This window comes from Nostoc sp., from assembly GCF_036919555.1.
In the GTDB taxonomy this organism is placed as follows: domain Bacteria; phylum Cyanobacteriota; class Cyanobacteriia; order Cyanobacteriales; family Nostocaceae; genus Nostoc.
The window spans coordinates 17,724-39,609 of record NZ_JBALCS010000008.1 but is presented as its reverse complement, the minus strand read 5'-3'; the positions used below and the strand labels follow the sequence as shown (position 1 = coordinate 39,609).

Sequence of the window (21,886 nt, the reverse complement as noted above, 5' to 3'; positions counted from 1 at the left end):
TGTTAAAAGGAACAAGAAAACTTAATAGTTTGTGGACAGAGGTAGTGTCACTGTAAATAGGGTTCCCTTTTCTATTTCACTATGAACATCAATTGTCCCTTGCAGCTTTTGAGTAACTAAGTTGTAGACAATATGCAGACCTAAACCACTGCCTCCTTTTTGCCTAGCAGTGGTGAAGAAAGGCTCAAAAATTTTGTTTAAGTTTTCTGGTGGAATGCCGTAACCATCATCACTATATTGAATCACAACAGTCTCACCTTCTAGCTTCACCTGAATCCGCAACTGGCCTGATTCGTGAAGTTGATAGGCATGAGTTAAGGAATTCATCACTAAGTTAGTGACAATTTGCGCCAAAGCCCCAGGATAGCTGTTGATGATGACAGTTTCATCTCCTGTCACAGTCAGAGTATGGGAAGCTTGTTTGAGTTTGGGATTTAAACTGGCGACAATTTCTTCCAAATACTGCTTGACTAAAAATGTCCGGTGTTCCAAACTAGTCTGATCCACAGCTACTTGCTTGAAGCTTTGCACCAGTTCTCCCGCACGATTTAGGTTGCTGAGAATCAAGTCAGTACTTTCCTTGGCAATCTCCAGATAGTTGTTTAAGACTGAACGCTTTAATTGACCTTGTTCGACAGCCCTAATAAACGATCGCGTTTCGTCAGCTAAAGTAGAAGCAACGGTGATACTTGTGCCCACAGGTGTATTAATTTCATGAGCAACCCCAGCCACAAGACCACCCAAAGCCGCCATTTTCTCAGATTCTACCAGTTGCTTCTGGGTAACTTTCAGGTCTTGTACAGCTTGAGACAATTCTTGGGTGCGTTCAACTACCTTTTGTTCCAAGGTGTTGTAGAGGGTAGCATTTTCAATGGAGATAGCAGCTTGGGAAGATAGCAAATTCAGAACTTCCACCCGCTCTGATGTAAAGGCTCCAGTTGTGAGATTATTTTCCAAATAGACAATCCCGATCAATTTGCCTTGATTGAGAAGAGGAAAACTCAAGATAGATTTAGGTTGCTGTTGATGAATGTAAGAATCATGAGTGAAGTTACCTACATTAGCAGCGTCGCTTAATACAACACTATCTTTGGTACGAACAACGTAATCGATAATAGCATTAGATAATATTGGTTTACTGAAGGTTTCGATGGCGATAGCTTCTCTGACTTTAACTGCATCTGAGTCAATTGTTCTTGATGCTGCAATCTGCCATTCTCCCTGTTGGTTGAGAAGTAAATAACCCTTTTCTGCCCCAGCATTTTCGATAACGATTGTCATCAGTTTAGTCAATAAAGTATCGAGCTTGATTTCTCGCCCCAGAATTTGAGAGGCTTTGAGGATGCTGTTTAAGTCTAAGGAAAATGATATGCTGGTACTACTGGTGGAGATGGTTTTAGAGGTTATAAATTGAGAGTTTCTTTCGGCTTGGTTGAAAAATTGGGGATAGCGTTTTTCTAAATCTGCTACTTTTGCTTTAGCTCCCCAGCGAGTGTAGGCATAATAGGCATTGAGTAGATAATCTTGGGCAATTTTGTCTTTCCCCCATTGGAGATAAAATCTGCCAGCAAGTTCATTAGCGATCGCTTGTTCGTTGAGATATTCATGTTCTGTCGCTTTAGCGATCGCGCGATCATACATCTCAATGGCCTCAGCTTTTTGTCCTAAAACTTGATGCCGTTCAGCTTCCACTAAATAAAATTTGTGTAATAAATTTGTCGGCGTGTAGTTCGCCCAATTCTGTATTTTGGCTTGATTTGCTGTGACTTTTTCTAATAAGCTTTCTTGTGCTGACGGCAGTGCATCAGCATATAAAGCTAACGCCGTCAGAGAATCGTAAAAATTGTAAAGTGGTACGATTATGGTTCCGGTTACTGCATTTAGACACTTTTCTAACTCTTGGACATTGGCTGCGGCCTGCGGAAAATCTTGGAAAAGATAGCAGAGAAACAACTTGGAGAAATATAGGTACCCCAGTCCAGTGCCATCATTAGCTTGCTGATGCCAGGGTAACATTTGCTCCTCCCGATAAGCTGCCCCACTTAAAAGACAAGGGTTTTCAGTTGTTTCTAGCAGATTTAAGGTTAACTGCCAATAAATAGCTAGATACTCAAAAGCCGCTTTGTTTTGGACTTGACCGAGGGAATGACTGTAGTTAGCAATTTGCCGTTCAACTTCCACCAAGTTTTGGCCAATCGCCCATAAATGTATGCCATCAACGACCGCACAATTACCTGAAAATTCTATATCTCCTGTGTCTCTACCAATTTGATAAGCTTCCCTTAAGGACTTGATCGTTTGCTGGAGTGGTTCTTGCCAATGCCGGATGCAAATATTAAATGCAAAGTTGATGTAACATTTAAGATGTTGAGTATCGTAGCGTTCTAACAAACTTAAAGCAAGTTGACCAAATTGATAGCCCAATGTAATCTCTTCCAAGACTCCACAGAGAATTAAGCCGTACATCACATAGGCAACCGTTGATAGTTCTGTATTGCCATGTTCCAGAGATAAATTCACCATCTCTAAAACAAAGAATGGGAATATCTCAGGCGCTCCCCGAAAGGCAGGTGACATGATGCTGGAAAGAATTTGCATCGCTGCTAGTTGCTGGGCTTCCCGCATTTGGGGCAGGTTGATTAGGTGTTTAACTTCCCTTCCTGCTAAATGAACTGCTGTTTGCTGTAGCACTTTGCTCAGTTCTGAGTGACTTAGAGGAGAGGGAAAATTAATTCCCAAGGCTTGCAGAACTTCTAGACCGATTGCGATCGCTGCTGGTAATTTATTCTGGATTGAAAAGCCTTGGATTTGAATTTCATAAACTTTCACCTTGTCTAACAAAACTTGAGTATTTTCTAGTACCTCTTCTACACATCTATTCATCTGTGTGAAGTCACCACACACAACTGCTGCTTCTGCTGCTGACTCAAATAATGCCAAGCTCAGGTCATAGTTTGTTTGCCAAGAATCTGCGGCTCGTAATTTAATGCCGACTGAAAAATATTCCATAGCAGCTTCATAAGCAGCAGATGCTTTGGCTTTACGTCCTGCTAATAAATTTAACTTGACTAATTCGTTCTGTTCGCTTTGAGTGTTAATTAATTCTGCACCAATATTTAAGTGGTTAACAATTTCAAAAATTTTCTCTTCTTGCTCTGCTGTTGATGTATTGCTCAATATCAGTCGCCCAATTTGCAAATGGGTTGCTTGCTTTTGCGCTTCTGGAATCAGACAATAAGCAGATTGTTGGACACGATCGTGCTGGAATTTACAACTAGCTTCACTAACTTTTTTCTCATCCCTAAAATTTCTCAGATGATATTGATTATTTACAGAGACAATTAAACCTTCTTGTAGTGCTGGTAATAAATGCTCTAATAATTGCTTGGCTGATTGCTCAGAAATAACTGCCAAGGTGGACAAATCAAAATTATTGCCGATACAAGCAGCTAACTGCAAATTTTTCTGAGTCACTTCTGGCAAATTGACAATTTTTCTTATCATTAATTCCACAACATTATCAGTAATGTCCTGAGCTTGAATCTGCTCTAAATCCCAGTACCACTGCTTTGTTGAATCATCAAAGCTGAGTAACATATCTGTATAGAGAGATTTCAAAAATTCAGTGATAAAAAAGGCATTACCCTGAGTTTTATCGCAAACCAAATTAGTTAATGGCTGACTAAAGATAGTTGAACAGCCCAATGCTTCCGCAATTAAAACATTGACATCTTTTGGGGTCAGGTTTTCTAAATGAATCTTGGATACAGTTCCTCCCTCTTTCTCAATCTCGTCCAAAGTGATCATCAATGGATGGATAGAATCTACTTCATTATCTCGATAGGCTCCGACGATGAGTAAATTTTGAATGTTGCGATCGCCTAAAATAATCTTGAGCAGTTTTAGCGAGCCACTATCAGCCCATTGCAAATCATCAATGAAGAAAACTAGGGGATGTTCAGCCTGACAAATAGCCTTGATAAAGTTTTGGAAGACTAAATTAAAACGGTTTTGGGCTTCTTGTCCAGCTACCTGAGCTACAGGAGGTTGTTCGCCAATCACCAATTTTAAATTAGGAATGACATCAATTAAAACCTGTCCATTATTGCCAACAGCAGCTAATATTTTTTTTTGCCATTGTTTTAAAACGGATTCGCTTTCGGTCAACAATTGATTACACAGGTCATTGAATCCTTGAGAAATCGCGTAGTAGGGAATATTTTTTTGGTACTGGTCATATTTACCAGTAATAAAATTGCCGCGTTTGGCTGTAATGGGTTTATGAACCTCATTTACTAAAACTGATTTACCCACTCCGGAATAGCCTGCAACTAACATCAGTTCAGTTGTACCATTGGTGATGCGATTGTCCTCTGGACACGCTACGCGAACGAAAGCCGCCAATAGCGTCTCTAATTCTGGTTCCCGTCCATAGAGTTTTTGCGGAATTATAAACCGATCAGAGACATCCTGACTACCCAATGGAAACACCTCAATTTTCCCATTGGTTTGCAGTTGACGCAAACATTGTTCTAAATCTGCCTGAATACCAGAAGCAGACTGATAGCGATCTTCGGCATTTTTCGCCATCAGTTTGATCACAATATCACAGAGGACTTGGGGAATAGAAAAAGAAACCTCACCCCAACCCTCTCCTTGGTAAGGAGAGGGTGCAGAAGGCGGGTGAGGTTTATTCATATTTGGTGGTTGTTTAGCAATATGGCAATGAATCAATGCTAGAGCATCATCTCCTTCAAACGGTACTTCTCCTGTTAGTAATTTATAAAAGGTCACTCCTAAAGAATAGAAATCGCTGCGATAGTCAATCGCCCGATTCATTCGACCTGTTTGCTCAGGAGAAATGTAAGTAATAGTGCCTTCTAGAATATTGGGATTTTTGAATGATTGGGTTTCTCGTGACAGAACAGTAGAAATACCAAAATCGATGATTTTAAGTTGTTTGGTGTCGGGGTTAAAGACAATATTTGATGGGTTAATATCTTTGTGGATGATGTTAGCAGCGTGGATCTCTCTAAGGCTTTCGACAATAGAAATACCCAGATGAAGAAACTCTTCTAACTCTATTTTTCCAGCTAGCTGCAATTGAGCTAAAGAACTACCGCCGAAATCTTCTAACACTAAGACTGGTCGTTGTTGGTGACTTTCCAAAGCGTAAACTTGGACAACTCCTGTGAGATAGAGATTGTGGATAATGTCATATTCACGCTGATAACAAGCAATGCGTTCTGGCGAAGGATAAGCATCTCGCAGGGTTTTGAGAATTACAGGTTGATTATCGGCTTCCCTGTAGCCTCGATAGATCAGAGAGTTGCTGCTGTCATAGATTTGGTCAATAATTTTATAGCCGGAAAGCGTGAGCATATTTGGGTACTCCTCAAAAGTGGGTTAGTGCTGTCCCAGTTACTTTGTTGGAGTTAGTGTACCCATTTCGAGACTTTACGAACAAAAAGATCCCCGACTTCTTTAAGAAGTCGGGGATCTGAGCGTCTTAGTGGAGAGCAAATCAAATAGGATTGCTATATTCCTTATACATCTACAATTAGCCTTGCTTTTCTCAAAAAGAATTGGAGTACAGTCTCTTGTTTAGAAATAATATCGGCTCTGCCTTCCATTCCCATTTGAATAGAACATTTTTTATTTCCTCGACCTAAAGATAGGCTTTGAGGTTCAATTGTTACCTCATAAAAGGCAGCACCTTTGGGAGTAGTTGCAGTAGCACTTGTAGCAGCATCATTATTCGCTGGTGGGAAAAATGCATCTGGAGAAATTGATTTCACTTTACCTTGGAGAGTACCGTAATCTGGATAAGGACAAGCAGAAACTCGCATTTGCACATTTTGTCCTGGCTTCAACTTGCTTTTATCCTCAGTTCCTACCACTGCCTTAATCACCAAGGGGGCAGAAGTAGGAACAATTTGGGCGATTTCTTCTCCAGGGCGCAATGTTTGTCCGGGATTACGTAGGTTTAGCTTGGAAATAATACCGTCTGCTGTTGCAGAAATGAGCGTCTCTTTAAGTTCGATATTCGCTTGTTTAAGTTCGCGGTCATCATGCTCGAACTGTTTTTGCGTTTCAATCCGTTGCTGAATCAGGGCGTTGCGTTCTTTGTCTAATGTGGCGATGCTAGCTTGTCCGGTAGCTTTTTCTTGAGCAATGCGTTCTTGAGCGATCGCGATTTCTGCTGGAGTTGGATTCAGGGCAGCTTGGAGGCTTTGCAATTTTGCTTTGGCAGCCTCAAGTACTTGTTCTTGCTGGCGAACAGCTAGTTGTGCTTCCTCGAATTGATCTTGTGACAAAGCTCCAATTTTGGCTACGCTCTCATATCGGTTTCGCTTTGTCTCGGCTGCTGTTAAGCCAGCAGTTGCTGCTCTCACGTTTGCAGAGGCTTCTTGGACATCACTAACAGTAGTAATTCGCTTGTCTCGATAGTCCCGCTTACGACTGCTCAATTCCGCTTCAGCCCCTGCAACTGCACGGTTACTGCTGTCAGTTTGGGCTACAATTTGGTTATTAATAGCATGAATCTGAGCGTTGATTTGCACTAGTTGTAATTTTGTTTGCCCAATGCTACTTTCTAGTTGGCTCTTTTTGGTTTGCAGGCGGGAGTCGTCAATAGATGCGATCGCATCTCCTGTTTTAACAATCTGATTCTCTTTCACAAAAATCCGCATAACTGGGCCTTCTGTAGCAGCCTGAACCAGCCGCAACTCACCAGCCGGACGCAGATTTGCCTGTGCTTGAACGGTGGTTTTGTATTCAGTTACAGAGGCGACGGCAACTGCTATTGTCACAGTAACCAATGTAATCGCGCCACCAATAGTAGTCCAACTACCAAGTGGTGGCAGAAAATCGTTTTCTTCAGCTTCGGGCAGCAAAACAGAATTAGACTGACTAACCATAATAAATAATAAGGATGAGGGAGGGATGATCGAGGTAATTCAGTTTTGTAAGGAGGATAAAGACGTTAACTCTCTTGACTTAAACCGCCAAAATTAGTTAACTAATGCTGACATATTTGCCATTAGTAGGAGAGCCGGAAGATTTCATTAATAAACTAGGAGTTGATGATCCAACATTCTCTAGGAAGTCCAAGTGATTGCCAGCAATTTGGCGCAATTCTTCGGGAGAACCTTGAATTTGCAAACGTCCTTTCTCTAGTAATACAATCCAATCGGCTCGCCCAATGACTCTGGGACGGTGACTAATTAAAATTGTGGTTTTGCCTTGGCGATGGGTAAGCAATCGATCTAGTACTTCAACTTCACTGGCTGGATCGAGAGCGCCAGTAGATTCATCTAAAATCAGTATCGGCGGGTTAGTAATTATTGCTCTGGCGATCGCTAATCTCTGTCGTTGTCCACCAGAAAGATTAGCTCCAAATTCTCCTAAGACAGTATGATACTTATCAGGTAATTCGCTAATAAATTCATCAGCTCCTGCAATCTGGCAAGCTGTGACAATTTCTTCAAAAGTCAGGTCAGGATAGCTGAAGTGGAAGTTATCAAAAATTGAGCGACTCCAGAAGTGCGGGTCTTGCGGGACTAAGACTACCTGCTGTCGCAGACATTCTAAAGATAAGTCTTGTTTGTTATAGATGCCATAACGGATATTGCCTGACTGGAGGGAATATAAACCAGCAATCAGTTTAGCTAGGCTACTTTTACCACAACCAGATTTACCAATTAAAGCAATCACTTTACCACCAGGCATAGTCAACGTAAAATCTTGCAAGAGGTCAACTCTACCAGCATGGTGAAAGTTAACTTTAGTGCAGATAATATTTGCATCAGTAGAAATTTTTACCCAAGGCTTTTTCTCTTCATTCGAGTCTTCTGGAGTAGCGTCAATCACTTCTGCCATCCGTTGGATGACAATTTGGGCAGTAATAAACTTATCAGCTAACCCAATCACTGAACTCAGAAAACCGAGAAAGTTGCCACTCATGCCGTTAAAGGCTAGTAGCTGACCAATAGATAATGTGTGATTAATTACTAAATAGCTGCCTAACCAGAGTAAACCTATATTAGTTATAGTTGAAAGAATATTAGTGAATGTGCTGCTGTATAGCTCCAACTTCATCGTACTCCAACCCAAGTTAGCGATGCGACCATAATTGGTTTGATATTCTTGCCAAGCTTGCGGAGTTGCTTGTGTAGTTTTGAGTACTTGGACGCCACGAAAGGTTTCCACCAAAAAACCTTGGTTTTCAGTGCCTAAAACGATCAGCTTACGGGTTTTCTGGCGCAAGGCAGGTAGGAAAAGTAGGTTAACTAAGGTGACGACAACAAAGGCCAATACCGAAGCCAGAGTTAGTTGCCAACTCAAAAAGAGCATAAAGCCCAAAGAAACTACAGCAATAAAAAATTCGCTAGGTAAACCAAGAACAATCTGCGAAACTAAATCATTGATCGCATGAATATCGGCAATTCGGCTGACGACTTCCCCACTACGATGTCCTTCAAAGTAAGATAAGGGCAAGTGTAAAAGTTTTCGACCGTAGTCCAGCAGCAATCCTAATTGCAACCGTTGACCGAAGTGACCGATCAGGTGAGACTGTACCAAACCAATTGCACTTTTAAACAAGTTCATGGCAATTACCCCAATTGCCACGGTAGTTAATAGTTGAGTATCTCCCCGCACTAGCACATCATCGGTGAGGAGTTGCATCATCAAAGGATAGGCGAGAGACAAAAGTCCGATTACAATATTAATTGCGATCGCCTGACCCAGAAGGAAGCGATAAGGCCAAACACGCGCCAGATAGCGCCCAAAGCCAGTCATTTTGTCATCCGGCTGCTCAGAAAAACGGGTGTCGTCTGGCACCAATAGCAGCATAATCCCATTGCTCCAACCCTCAACTAATTCCTTACGGCTGAGGTAGCGGATACCAAAACCAGGATCGGAAATTACATATTTTTTCCCCTTTTGTCCGTATAAAACTACCCAGTGGTAGCCTTTCCAATGTATAATTGCGGGCATTGGAGCTTTATTTAAACTGTCGATCAATTGAGGAGAAGCTTTGACTTGGCGAACATTAAATCCCAAAGCTTCTGCACCCCGATTCAAACCAAGCAGAGTAGTACCTCGCGATCCCGTACCTACCGCTTCTCGTACCCGGCTCAGAGTCAAAGTGCGTCCGTAATGTTTGGCAACAGTTGCAAGGCAAGCAGCGCCACAATCTTCTTCACTGTGTTGGAGAACAACCTGATATTTCATAAAAAATTCGGGAATTACTTGGTTACGCCGTTTGCGACTTGATTCTCATGCTGTTCGCGTGCTCCTACGCACAAATCTTGCTATGGGTATTACCATTTACGTTTATTTGTGCTATCTTCATTGAAATAAAAAAGTAGGAGCGAAAACGACCTCGCCCCTACAAACTGCGAGAAAAGGATGTTACTCAGCTAAAAGCAAAGGTGAGAGCATTCTTTTCTGTTTTAGGTTTTTCAGGATTCTAGTCTGCGGTATGAAATAGAACCGAGCTGATTATACAGGTCTGGCAGACTCAACGTCGTCGTTAAAGCTAGCAGGTAAGTTATTTGATTTACCTGCTCCTAGACGTCTTCGTCTACCGCTGAAATTCTGACCAGTGTAGACAAACCAATCTCTGTTACCCGTTACCTCGTACCAAGATGCTATATTGTTAAAGCTGCCTAAACTGCGGTTTCTGGCGGCGCTAAAAGTTCTCCGTGTTCCTTCACCACCAGCATCGCTGCTAAGGACTAAAGCACCACCACTAACAGTAGCAGCAGTTTCCTGGTCAAGGTCTTGCACCAATTCGATGCTGTAAAGGTCTTGCGTTTGATTGTTGATATTAGACATTGTTTTATCTCCTTAGTTAATTGAGGGAGTTTAGTAAGTTGAGTCTGTGCAGCGCTGGCGTTTTAGGTGTTCGCCTTCACTGCACTGTTTTACAATAGATAAATTTGATTAGACACACATCGTCAAGTTAGGAAATTGGCTTTCCAATTTTGGAAAGTCAATTTGTGCAGATAACTAATTATGTTTATCGGAAATCGAAGGGTTTAAGACCTGTACCATTACACGTAGCTCGGAGGCAGAGTGGCTCCGACTCCGCTCAATTTCAGTCGGGGTTTAAATAAGAGTCTGAAATTGTCTAAAATCTTTGAATTTTGTTAGCATAGCGTAAAGCCTGCGGCATGGCAACTCTTAGAGACGCTGTTCGCTTTCGCTTAGAGTGAGTCCGCGTACTCCTGCGGGGAAACAAGCTACGTGGAGCGTCTCGTAAGAGAGCGTCATTTTGAATTTTGAATTGTTAATTGTGTTATCTTCTAGAACTTACGCATTGATAAATGAGACAATAAATGCAGCAGTGAGATATAGAAAAGAATAAGCGATGCCTAGGTTGGGCTACGCCTACGCTAGTCAGTAGGGGACTAAAAAGATGGATAATTTACGCTGTCTTTATTGAGTCCATGTACAATCAGAGTAACTACCAAGCCATCCACAGCAAAGTGTGACCTTAACACTTACACTCTGTTTTTATTGGCAGAATCAAAGTATCCAGGCTGCACACGTTTAGCAGATATTATGGAAGATTTGTCACATGATAGTGTCAATAGATTTTTGCTACGTGAGCGATATGAACCCAAGGATTTATTTGATGAAGTTAAACCGTATACAGCAGATTTCAAGTTAGTGAAGTACACTATCTAAGCCTCAAAGCTAGGCACAGAGCCTATTCTAATTCTGAATTCTGACGCCTCGGCGGAGCGTCTCCGGCTTTGCTCCTGAATTCTGAATTCTGCTGTATCAATTTTATAGATGGCACATTAAGTGCAGATGATACTGTAATTGACAAGCCTCATAGTGACCCAAAATTAGCAGAATTACTTGGTTATATTTATTCTGGAAGACATCATCGTACAGTCAAAATTAAAATGAAAAAGTAGGAGCAAAAACGAGATCGCCCCTACAAACTGCGAGAAAAGGATGTTACTCAAGCTTTAGCGAAGGTGAGAGCATTCTTTTCTGTTTTAGGTTTTTTAGGATTCTAGTCTGCGGTATGAAATAGAACCGAGTTGATTATGCAGGTAGTACAGACTCGATGTTGTTGTTAGCGTTACCGTCTAAGTTACCTTGTGTGCCTGCATATAATGTGTATTCTTTTCCTGTGTAATTCTTACCAGTGTAGGCATACCAATTTTTGTAACCCGTTACCTTGTACCACGACACTTTATTCTTATAGGAGCCTAAATCGGTATATCCTTTTGAGAGACCTATTTCACCATCTGTGCCATTATATCCCTTTGAAATGTATAATGTACCACCACTAACAGTAGCAGCGGCTTCCTGGTCAAGGTCTTGCACCAATTCGATGCTATAGAGGTCTTGGGTTTGGTTGTTGATGTTAGACATGTTTTTTTCCTTAGTTAATTGAGGGAGGTCAGTAAGTTGAGTCTGTGTAGCGCTGGCGTTTTAGGTATTTGCCTTCACTGCACTCATTTACAATAGGTAAATTTAATTAGATGCACATCGTCAAGTTAGGAAATTGACTTTCCAATTTTGGAAAGTCAATTTCTGAAGATAAGTAAAACTTGTTAGGAACCCAAGCAGGTAGAGAATTTTGACCAAGAACCGTGAGGAGGGACAGTAGGTGCAGAGGCAGTGAGAATCACCTCACCATTAGCTCCGTACATCCATCCCTGAGCTTCAATCAGTGGCGCAGATTTAGGAGGATTGTGAGGTTTGTTGCTAGTAATCGAGTCTTTTGGGTCGAGAGGGTTTTCTTGGGGCGTTGAAATACTTGCACTCTGGACAGTTGGGATTTGATAAGTTTGATAAGGTGCAATTGAGGGGTCATCTGGCATCACTGGCAAACCTCCGTTCCCCGTGATGATGAATTTCCCTTCTGGCCGTTTATTTGGTGCAATGCAACTATTGGCAATCAACTGTGAAGTATCAATGATGTTTGTGGGCAGAGCAGTTAAGCCTTGACTAGGGTTAACATCAAGCGTGTTGAGTTGCACTACGCCATTGAATTGGGGACCACGAGCTGAACGAGCTGTAATGTCACTTAATGGCGTGGGTTGTAGACGAAACTCTGTGCCAAAGATACCAAAAGCATTGACAATTACTTGACCACCAAAGCTATTTTCAGCATTGGCACTGATGTCGCTATTTTCTTTTGGAACAGCGACTAGGTTGTGAGTATCAATCGTAATATTGCCACCAGTGGCATTACCAGTAGCGTTGGTAGTAATGCTACTACCTTGGCGTAGTAGCAACAAGTCGCGCGATCGCAAATTAATATTTCCCTGTCCTCCATCTGTGTCAGCACTGATTGTGGCTTTGTTGTCAAGATAGATAGAGTTAGCTTCAGCATTCACATTGCCTGCATTTCCTTTTCCTTGGTTTATGACATTCAATACAGCGCCATTTTTCAGATCAAGTGACCCAGTGGTAATATTGATGTCGGCACCGTTGCCGACCCCGTTTGGGAACACATTGCTGAATGCTCCAGTAGGGATATTACCAAGTCCTTTATCAAAAACAATGCGATCGCGGGCAACTATATTCACACTACCTGCATCCCCGTTTCCACCATAGTTGGTAGCAACCAACTCACCACCATTTGTAACAGAGAGTGACCCAGTTTTGATGTTGATATTGCCTCCCTGACCTTCGGCTCCTCTCTGCACTCCGCTGACTACCCAAGTGACATTTGTGCCATTGCCATCCAAGGAAACTGTATCGCGGGCAACTATATTCACACTGCCTGCATTTCCTTTTCCTTGGGTTCTGGTATTCAATAGAGCGCCATTTTTCAGATCAAGTGACCCAGTTTTGATATTGATATCGCCTCCCTGACCTTCGGCTCCTCTCTGCACTCCGCTAAGTACCGTGGTGACATTTGTGCCATTGGCACTTACCCCATCCAAGGAGACTGTATCTTGAGCAACTATATTCACACTGCCTGCATTTCCTTTTCCTTGGGTTGTGGCATTCAATACAGCGCCATTTTTTAGATCAAGTGACCCAGTGGTAATATTGATGCTGGCACCGTTGCCTACCCCCTCTGGGAACACATTACTGAATGCTCCAGTAGGGATATTACCAAGTCCTTTATCAAAGACAACGGTATCGCGGGCATCGATATCTACCCTACCTGCATCCCCGTTTCCACCATAGTTGGTAGCAACCAGCTCACCACCATTCGTAACAGAGAGTGACCCAGTTGTGATATTGATATTGCCTCCCTGACCTTGGGCTCCTTTCTGCACTCCGCTGAGTACCGTGGTGACATTTCTGCCATTAGCACTTACCCCATCCAAGGAGACTGTATCTTGAGCAACTATATTCACACTGCCCGCATTTCCTTTTCCTTTGGTTGTGGCATTCAATACAGCGCCATTTTTCAGATCAAGTGACCCAGTAGTAATATTGATGTCGGCACCCTTGCCCACCCCATTTTGGAACACATTGCTGAATGCTCCACTCGGAAATCTATTGCTACCTATCCCATCAAAGGTAACGGTATCCCCGGCAGTAATATTCACACTACCTGCATCCCCCTTTCCACCATAGTTGGTAGCAACCAGCTCACCACCATTTGTAACAGAGAGTGACCCAGTTCTAATGTTGATGTTGCCACCTTTGCCTACGCCTGTTGGTCGTAGAGCACTGAATGCGTGACTGGCATCAAAGGAAACGGTATCACGGGCAACTATGTTTATATTGCCCGCATCCCCTTGTCCAAAGGTTTCGGTATTCAGTACACCGCCATTTATTACATAAAGCGATCCGGTCATAATATTGATGTCGCCACTGTTACCTATAGCTGTTGATTGCACCGTATTAGAGATACCACTTCCATTCAGGTTTATTGCCTCTGTTGCATTAATTTCAATATCTCCCGCCCGTGAGTCAACAGAACCCAACTTTGATCCTATCCCTGACTGTAGCTGTGTACTTTCTCCAGTCATATCTAAGGAACGGGCATTGATCGCAATACTACCTCCACCACCAGCGAGTACATTGACCTCAGTGCCATTGCGGAGAGATACATCAGCTCGTTCAACGCCATCAGGAAAACTTAAATCAAGGTATGAGCCATTAATACTCAAACCAACTGTACCAGTGTCTGCCATACCTCCCAACTCCACATTTGCACCCGGAGCTATGAGTTCACCACCATCAAGCTGCACATTACCGCCTACAAGTGCTAAGGTCTGACCAGGATTAACTCCTAATTTAGAACCCTGTACCTGAATTTTTGCCGGATTCGTTCCAAATTGTAAGCCAATGGGTACACTGATCGTCAGCAAAGGTGGGGTTTGAGAATTTACAGCACTGAATTTTATACCATCAATAAAATTAAGACTATTAGCTGTACTGGCAATAAACGAACCGCCAATATTGAGAGAGGCATTGGAATTAAAGACAATTCCATTCGGATTGATTAAAAATAAATTTGCCTTGCCATTTGCCTGAATCAACCCATCAATATCTGAGCGTGAGTTACCTGTAACGCGAGTGAAGATGTTCTGAATCTGCGTCGCATTATTGAAAAACGCTTCCCCGCCTGTAGGTACGGAAAACTTGCTAAAGCTGTGGAACAGATTGCTACCTCGAACTGTTCCACCCTCAATCGTGCAAGCTGTGCATCCTGGCGCGACCCTGGAATTTACCTCAAGTGTATTATCAGGAATAATTTGGGCGTTGACGGGGCTAGTCATCACAAAAGCACAGCATCCCGTTATGGTTATCGCCCCAGAACCAAATAGCAGCGATTCCCAGCTTTGATAACACCTTAATTTAGCTTTCACAAGACTTATAGACTCCTCATAACCAGCTATTCATACTATGTCATGAACTTTAACAAGTTGTCATATTCCTTAACTAAGATGCTGATTTTCCAATTTTGGAAAACTAAATTCCTCAAACTGCAACACGGAGTCAGTTGATTATTTGTATCCTAGTGTTGAAGGATAAGTTTTACTTAAATGGCAACTTAATTTCTAGCCACAAAAAGTTAGACCTCCTCTAGTTTTGGTAAGTTGAATAAATATATTAAAAAGTAAACCAGTTATGAACCGAGAGCCAAAGCAAACTTTGCAAAAGTTTTTAGTTGTTGACGACCACGAAGCAATTCTTCAAGGTACAATTCCAGCGCTCAAGGAGAAATACCCAGAAGCGAAAATCTTCGTAGCTCAAGATGCCCAAACTGCGTATCAGCAATTTGAATGCCACCACCCAGACTTGCTAATTGTTGATTTATGTCTGCCAGAAAAGCCTGAAGCTCCAGCTCAGATTGAAGTTGGTATGCAACTGATCAAAACTTTGATGTCAAGCCCTCTCGCCCCTAATTTAATGGTGCTGAGTACCAATGTCAAACCGTTGGTACGTCTCAAACCGATAATTAATGCTTATGAAGGTGGCTTTGCCGCTATGGATAAGTCTTTGCCGATCCGCGAAATGTTGAAGTTAGTTGACTTGGCATTGCGCGGCTCTATTTATTTATCTTCAGAACTGCGATCGCGCCCCGAATTTGACCGAAAATGGATCGAGGTATTGACGCTGAAATATGAAGAAGGCTTAACAGATAAAGCGATCGCTCAAAAAATGCTAGTAAGCGATCGCACTGTCAGAAACTACTGGATTAGACTGCAAGATTCTCTGAGTGTCTATGACGAACCTGGTAAAGAATTGAAAATTAAAATTGAGATCGCAGCTAGAAAAATCGGATTAATTAATTGATGAAGTTCACGCTTATTATCAAAGGCAATTTTTGTAGAAAAGTTTATAAACAACTGAAACCCTGGCGAGAAGTAATTCTGCCAGGACTTTCAATAATCCTATTGATCGTCCTGGTTCGCTCAACAGGATTATTGCAATTGCAAGAGTGGCTTGTATTCGATCAATTGCTCCGGATGCGACCTAATGAAGCCATCGATCCACGGGTGGTAATTGTAGGCATTGATGAAGAGGATATTAACTATGTAGGAAGCTATCCCATACCGGATAAAGACATTGCTAAAATGTTGAGCATTCTACATACTTACAAACCTAAAGTCATCGGTTTGGATCTTTTTAAGGACAAAGATAGTAATTCAGATCGTGCAGACTTGGCACTTGCCTTGAGAGAAAATCCAAATATCATTGGAGTTGAAGTTGCATTAAATCAAAAGCGAACTTTTAATGTTAAGCCACCGCCTGAGTTACCTCCCGAACGAGTCGGCTTTGCAGATGTAATAGTTGACCCTGATGGCAAGCTACGACGTAACTTGTTGGCAGCTAAGACTCACACCGGAAAGCTTAAATACTCCTTACCTCTGCGTTTAGCACAATTCTATTTGCGCGAACAAGGAATTATATTTCATCATGGCAGTCGTTCTGACGACCCTATCCAATTTGGTTCGAGTCGGCTAGTCCGCTTTCTCCCCAATTCTGGTGGATATGTGGGAACTGATGCTAATGGCTTTCAGATACTTTTAAACTTTCGCTCTGATCCCGAACCTTTTCGCACCTTATCTTTGAAAGATGTCCTCACTAAAAAATTTGATCCCAATTGGATTAGCGATCGCGTCGTGATTGTCGGCATGACTGCCTCCAGTATTAAAGATCAATTTACCACTTCAGCAGTCAAACGTACACTTTATACTAGAGATTTAGGAATTGAAAAGTCTGCTGATCAGTTTCAATGGATTTATGGTGTAGAGATTCATGCCCATACCACGAGCCAAATTATTAGTAATGTTTTAGACGGACGACCACTGTTAAAAGTGTGGTCAAAATTTTGGGAATATTTATGGATTTTAGCTTGGGGCTTACTTGGCATAATTCTCGGTTTAATCCTACAATCTCCGATAAAAACACTCTTGAGCCTGGGGTTAGCTAGTATCGGACTTGTTGCAATTTGTTATATTCTCCTAATTGTGGGTTGGTGGATTCCTTTAGTACCAACCTTGTTATCTCTAGCAAGCGCAGGACTGACAACATCTTTTTTCGACCGAGATTTAAGAACATTACTCGAACAACGTAGTCTAACTCTGAAGCGCTGTTTTGAGACAATCCACAATGGTCCTCTGCAAACTCTGGCTGTAATTTTAAGGAGTCTTGGCGAAGAAGACATAGAAACAGGGAAATTGCGATCGCAACTTGAACAAGTAAATCGGGAGTTACGAAGTATCCCTGATTATCTCAGTCAAGAAATGCTTAGTCGTCATGACAGTCTCTATTTGGAGGGAAATGAGATTCTCGATCTGCAAACTCCAATTGCTGAGTTACTTTATCATATTTACGACAGTACCTTAAGAAGAAACTTCCAAGGATTTGAAACAATCCAAAGTTTTATTCCTCCCAATTTTGAGCCACTAGAAGATTGTTACTTAAATGCAGATCAAAAGCGAGGCTTGTACTTATTTTTGCAAGAAGCTTTATGTAATGTGGGCAAACATTCGCAAAGAGCTACCCGTCTTGATGTTATTTGTATGCGAAATTCGAGGGAGTATTGCTTACAAATAATTGATAATGGATCTGGAATGATATCTAAATATAACTATCAAAGTGGCGGGCGAGGAACAGACCAAGCTCAAGATTTAGCCCGAAAATTGAGAGGTAAGTTTCGACGATTTCCTCACTCTCCCCAAGGCACTGTCTGTGAGTTAACTTGGTGTGCAGCAAGAACTTGGCCACAACGATTTTTGTATCCAGGCAATTGGAAATTTTTCTCTGCCCGCACTGATGTAACTTAGGAATAAGAATTAAATATAGGACTCCTATTTGATTCTTGAAAAGATACGTAGATACGTAGGGTGTGTTATCGCCGAGAGTACGGCACCAAACCCTTGATAATGGTGCGTTACGAACTTCGTTCTAACACACGCTACATACTACATATCTAATTTTGTTCATAAATCAAACCGGATTCCCATAACATACAATTTATGTCCCTGGCTTACCTCACCCTCAATCCCTCTCCTTATAAAGGAAAGGGAAGCTAGAGACATGATGAAGTTTTGCATTTTATTTAATGCACGTTCTTTAAGAAAGCACCATCCGCAAGAGATTTAGATAAAATTACTTTTGTAAATTAGTAATTATACTGAAATTCTCGGAAAGATAGAGGTATAAAGTTAACTCTAGTATCGCATAAATCGCTAACTTGAAACAGAGGTTTTATTCTTTTTGAATTTATCTTTTAGGTTATCTGAAATTGCGTTTTTTGTACTCCAAATTCCTAAAGCCAGCAACCCAAATGTGACAGAGGGTTCTGGAACGGACTCAACTCTACGGAATTCGATGGGTGTGGCAACAAGCAAATTACCTTTTGCATCAAAAATCTTGTCTAGGGAGTCAATGCTACTCTGCTCAATAGTTACGTCGGAAACCACTTTGAAGCCATCACTTGTTATACAGCCATTAGGAGCGTTATTTCCAATGTAGCTGTTCGGCTCCCAAAATAATTGCAGATTACAGGTGTTCTTCTCAACATTGTTAATACTAACAGTTCGCGTAGACTGAGAATGATTGCATAACCCGCGTACAGTATTTTCATTCAAAAAACTGCTAATACTTAGATTAACAACCAAATTCTCTTCACTAAAAGAATAAAGGCGTAGGCGTTCAAAACCTGGGCTTTCTTGTTCCAGATAAACATTCTGTGTGTCAGCCAGAGAATTAGTATCATCCAGTTGCACATTACAATTTGAAATAGTAATTAATGGCACAGAAGGGCTATTAGTAACCTGTTGGGCATTATCAAAAAAACCAGTGAACCACTGTGCTACTTCGTTAACCTGTGTCTTAATTGGTGGGGCGATGGTGTCAGCACGGCTTTGTTGAACAAATGAAAATGTTGTGACTAATACTGTCAAAATTGATACTTTGAGTAAATGCATATAAGTCCTGACTTCAACAACAGCAGATTACAGACAGATGACAAATAATTTACACTATCAAGCCCCATTTACCATCAAGAAATTTATTTCTGGCGTAATTTCTAACGAATTTGTGAAATACTGTACTTAGTTATGCGATCGCAATGTCGAGACTGGGCATTGCCTAAAGCGATCGCTGATTAATCAAAATATTACTTTGTGCCATTATGCAACGCTTGCCATACCGTATTCGTCGCGTTTGGGCAGTTATCTTCCTCACAACGCTAACCTTATGCTTGTGGTTAGCGCATCCTTCTCTAACAATTGGGCATCAGAGAATCGCAGAGATCCCAATAGCTAAATCATCGGCTTTAACACAGCTAGCGCAGCAAGGACTTGAGCTATATCAAGCTGGCGATATTCAAGGAGCAATCAAGTGTTGGCAAAAAGCTCTCTCCTCTGATCAAGAGGGTAATAGTCATTCTGCTGACAGGATAAATATCTTTATATACCTTAGTAGAGCATACCAACAAGTAGGTCAAATACCGGAAGCGATCGCGCAATTAAAGCAAGTTATTGCCTATTATCGTCAAACAAACGAGCCGATAAAAGTCGGACGGATGCTCACAGAACAGGCTCAACTCTACAGTAGCTTGGGACAGCACCGACGGGCGGTTGCCATTTTGTGCGGTCAAAATCAAATCAATCTGCCATGTACTCAGGATAGTACCTTAGAAATTGCCCGCCACCACTCAGATGATCTGGGCGAAGTCGCCGCTTGGGGTAGTTTAGGAAATGCTCATCGTCTCCAAGGCGAGTACGAGGAAGCTATTCAAGATTTTGAACACAGCGATGAAATCGCCAAGCGCATCAATAATCAAACTTATATAACGTCTAGCTTAAATGGTTTAGCCAATACCTACGCTAGTCTGGCAAAGCGCAATCAGCGTCGTGCTGAATTCGCTAACGAGGTAAACGATCGCAAAGCAGCCCAAAAATTCCAGCAAGACATGGTTAGTGATGATAAGCAAGCTGCACAATATTTTGAACAAAGTCTGAATCTAGCTCGTAGCCAGAAGGACAGAGTAAACGAACTGCGATCGCTACTAGGTCTAGTTAGGCTTTATTACCGCCAACATCGTCAGGATAAAGCCATAGTTAACAATACATTACAGCAAGCGATCGTTGTATTGGAACAATTGCCTGACTCTCGTGATCAAGCCTATGGGGCGATTCAACTCGCGAATATTTTACAACTCGTTAACCAAAAGAGCGCGTCGGTCACTAATAACCCAGCAACTCAATGCTTGAAGTCAGAATCGTTACCTAAGTCTATCGAACTACTCAACAAAGCTATAGAAATCACTCAAAAAATACAGGATCGGGAGGGAGAATCCTTTGCCAAAGGTCGATTAGGACATATTTACGAATGTCGTCAAGATTATCAACAAGCGATAAATTTAACTCAACAAGCGCTGATTAGCACGATCGCAAACGAGAGGCTTTACTTGTGGGCTTGGCAGGCGGCTCGCCTATCTAGAGCCACAGGTCGGGTGAAAGAAACGATTAATTTTTATGAACAATCTATTGACAGCCTCAAAACTATCCGCAGCGACCTTACCTTAGAACAGCGAGATTTTCAATTTGACTTTCGAGACAATGTTGAACCAGTTTACCGCGAGTTGCTGGAGTTACGCCTAGAGCAAAGTGAGCATCTTGTTAAAGAATCTGATATTCAACAGAATTTGGAATTTGTCCTTCTCGGAATAGATGAATTAAGACTAGCAGAATTACAAAATTATTTAGGTAATGATTGTGCTTTAGCACAGATTCAGCAACCAGTGCCATTAATCGGGAAAAACACTGCTGTCTTGAGTTCAATTATCTTGAAAGAGCGCCTAGCGATCATTCTTACCTTGGCTGACGATCATAAAAAATTTAAATCACGACTTTTTTGGGTACCTGCTAAGAGTCAGGAGGTCAAAGATACAATCAATGATCTACGAGTTAAACTAGAAAAGCGCTCCGATTTGGAAAACAGTTATCAAGCTAAAGCTCAACAAGTTTATGACTGGTTCATTCGTCCTTTCATCAAAGATTTAGAAACAGAGAAAATCGAAACTTTAGTTTTTATTCAAGATGGAATTCTTCGGAGTATCCCGATGGGGGCGTTGTTTGACGGCAAGCAATTCTTGATTGAAAAGTATGCGATCGCCACTGTCCCAGCACTGACTTTAACCAATCCAATCCGCTATAACCCTCAAGAATTACGAATATTGGCTTTCGGCTTGACACAGGCAGCTACCGTTGAAACTGATGCAGGTGCAAAATTTTTTGAGCCACTTAGTCAAGTGAAATTAGAGCTTAAAATCATTACAACGAGTTTACCTAAAAGCAAGGGCTTACTGGATCAAGACTTTACACCTGAGCGCTTGCAACAAGAGTTAGAAAAAAATACTTACCCAGTAATTCACATCGCAACACACAGCAAGTTTGGTATTGATAATAGAGAAACGTTCTTGGTAACTGGTAAAAAAGTGGAAGTAAATCATCAAAAATCTCGCCAAACTGAAACTTATAATGAAAAATTGACAATAACCGACCTTTTTCAATTAATTAGTAATAGTCGCGATCGCAATCATCCGATAGAGTTACTGACCTTGACAGCTTGTGAAACAGCAGTAGGTAGCGATCGTGAAACTCTAGGTCTAGCTGGAATCGCCATCCAAGCCGGATCTCAAAGTGCTATGGCTTCTCTATGGAAAATTGATGATGCCGCAACCGCGCAACTGATAGCCAAATTTTATCAAAGTTGGCACAGTGGACTAAGTAAGGCCAAAGCTTTACAGACAACTCAAATAGCTTGGCTAAAAACGCATCAGCAGCAACTCGAAAGTCACCCTGGATACTGGGCACCATTCATTCTCATTGGTAACTGGCTGTGAACTACTCCTAGTAGCTATAAAGTTGAACTAGGAGCTTCTGTACTCATAGGAGAGTGCCGATGAAATTTTGGCTCTATC

The 21,886-nt window shown here is 41.7% G+C and carries 10 protein-coding genes and 2 pseudogenes; 5 read left to right on the top strand and 7 right to left on the bottom strand.

Translation table 11 applies throughout. From position 1 onward, the window contains the following. Window positions 1-21: 21 nt before the first annotated feature. From V7K36_RS02785 to V7K36_RS02770, 4 genes are all read right to left on the bottom strand, one after another. On the bottom strand, window positions 22-5,382 hold the full coding sequence (locus V7K36_RS02785; RefSeq protein WP_335113008.1) for a trifunctional serine/threonine-protein kinase/ATP-binding protein/sensor histidine kinase: 5,361 nt from the start codon (window positions 5,380-5,382) through the stop codon (window positions 22-24). Between the two features lie 164 nt (window positions 5,383-5,546). Then, a complete protein-coding gene (locus V7K36_RS02780) occupies window positions 5,547-6,920 on the bottom strand; it encodes an HlyD family secretion protein (protein WP_335113006.1) in 1,374 nt (457 codons plus the stop codon). Between the two features lie 97 nt (window positions 6,921-7,017). Next, complete coding sequence (locus tag V7K36_RS02775; RefSeq protein WP_335113005.1) at window positions 7,018-9,237, bottom strand: peptidase domain-containing ABC transporter; 2,220 nt, start codon at window positions 9,235-9,237, stop codon at window positions 7,018-7,020. A 270-nt stretch (window positions 9,238-9,507) separates the two neighbouring features. Then, window positions 9,508-9,843, bottom strand: a complete 336-nt coding sequence (locus V7K36_RS02770) for a hypothetical protein (RefSeq protein ID WP_335113003.1) — start codon at window positions 9,841-9,843, stop codon at window positions 9,508-9,510. 621 nt (window positions 9,844-10,464) lie between these two features. On the opposite strand from V7K36_RS02770, the pseudogene V7K36_RS02765 reads away from it, so the two are divergent. Continuing rightward, window positions 10,465-10,650 (top strand): annotated as a pseudogene (locus V7K36_RS02765) (IS701 family transposase); the annotation flags it as partial. Between the two features lie 143 nt (window positions 10,651-10,793). Beyond that, window positions 10,794-10,916 (top strand): annotated as a pseudogene (locus V7K36_RS33960) (IS701 family transposase); the annotation flags it as partial. A gap of 151 nt (window positions 10,917-11,067) precedes the next feature. On the opposite strand, the gene V7K36_RS02760 reads toward V7K36_RS33960, so the two are convergent. Continuing rightward, a complete protein-coding gene (locus V7K36_RS02760) occupies window positions 11,068-11,400 on the bottom strand; it encodes a hypothetical protein (protein WP_335113001.1) in 333 nt (110 codons plus the stop codon). 182 nt (window positions 11,401-11,582) lie between these two features. Beyond that, the gene (locus V7K36_RS02755; RefSeq protein WP_335112998.1) at window positions 11,583-14,810 is read right to left on the bottom strand and encodes a two-partner secretion domain-containing protein; all 3,228 of its coding nucleotides are present in this window, start codon (window positions 14,808-14,810) and stop codon (window positions 11,583-11,585) included. 262 nt (window positions 14,811-15,072) lie between these two features. On the opposite strand from V7K36_RS02755, the gene V7K36_RS02750 reads away from it, so the two are divergent. Together V7K36_RS02750 and V7K36_RS02745 are read left to right on the top strand one after the other, a co-directional pair. Next, window positions 15,073-15,741: a response regulator transcription factor gene (locus V7K36_RS02750; RefSeq protein WP_335112996.1), complete on the top strand. Its 669-nt coding sequence runs from the start codon at window positions 15,073-15,075 to the stop codon at window positions 15,739-15,741. Continuing rightward, on the top strand, window positions 15,741-17,738 hold the full coding sequence (locus V7K36_RS02745; RefSeq protein ID WP_335112994.1) for a CHASE2 domain-containing protein: 1,998 nt from the start codon (window positions 15,741-15,743) through the stop codon (window positions 17,736-17,738). The genes V7K36_RS02750 and V7K36_RS02745 overlap by 1 nt, the downstream gene beginning before the upstream one ends. A 405-nt stretch (window positions 17,739-18,143) precedes the next feature. Here the strand turns inward: V7K36_RS02745 and V7K36_RS02740 are convergent, their stop codons facing one another. Continuing rightward, window positions 18,144-18,884 carry a chromophore lyase CpcT/CpeT gene (locus V7K36_RS02740; protein WP_335112992.1) on the bottom strand — a complete coding sequence of 247 codons (741 nt, stop codon included), beginning with the start codon at window positions 18,882-18,884 and terminating at the stop codon, window positions 18,144-18,146. 206 nt (window positions 18,885-19,090) lie between these two features. Between V7K36_RS02740 and V7K36_RS02735 the strand changes: the two genes are divergently transcribed. Then, entirely contained in the window at window positions 19,091-21,808 is a 2,718-nt protein-coding gene (locus V7K36_RS02735; protein WP_335112990.1) for a CHAT domain-containing protein, read from the top strand. The last annotated feature ends 78 nt before the right edge of the window (window positions 21,809-21,886 follow it).

Bases quoted from the DNA above. Each gene is read 5' to 3' on its own strand.
- V7K36_RS02760 (WP_335113001.1), bottom strand. From the start codon at position 11,400: ATGTCTAACATCAACAACCAAACCCAAGACCTCTATAGCATCGAATTG.
- V7K36_RS02750 (WP_335112996.1), top strand. From the start codon at position 15,073: ATGAACCGAGAGCCAAAGCAAACTTTGCAAAAGTTTTTAGTTGTTGAC.
- V7K36_RS02745 (WP_335112994.1), top strand. From the start codon at position 15,741: ATGAAGTTCACGCTTATTATCAAAGGCAATTTTTGTAGAAAAGTTTAT.
- V7K36_RS02775 (WP_335113005.1), bottom strand. From the start codon at position 9,237: ATGAAATATCAGGTTGTTCTCCAACACAGTGAAGAAGATTGTGGCGCT.
- V7K36_RS02735 (WP_335112990.1), top strand. From the start codon at position 19,091: ATGCAACGCTTGCCATACCGTATTCGTCGCGTTTGGGCAGTTATCTTC.
- V7K36_RS02780 (WP_335113006.1), bottom strand. From the start codon at position 6,920: ATGGTTAGTCAGTCTAATTCTGTTTTGCTGCCCGAAGCTGAAGAAAAC.
- V7K36_RS02740 (WP_335112992.1), bottom strand. From the start codon at position 18,884: ATGCATTTACTCAAAGTATCAATTTTGACAGTATTAGTCACAACATTT.
- V7K36_RS02770 (WP_335113003.1), bottom strand. From the start codon at position 9,843: ATGTCTAATATCAACAATCAAACGCAAGACCTTTACAGCATCGAATTG.
- V7K36_RS02785 (WP_335113008.1), bottom strand. From the start codon at position 5,382: ATGCTCACGCTTTCCGGCTATAAAATTATTGACCAAATCTATGACAGC.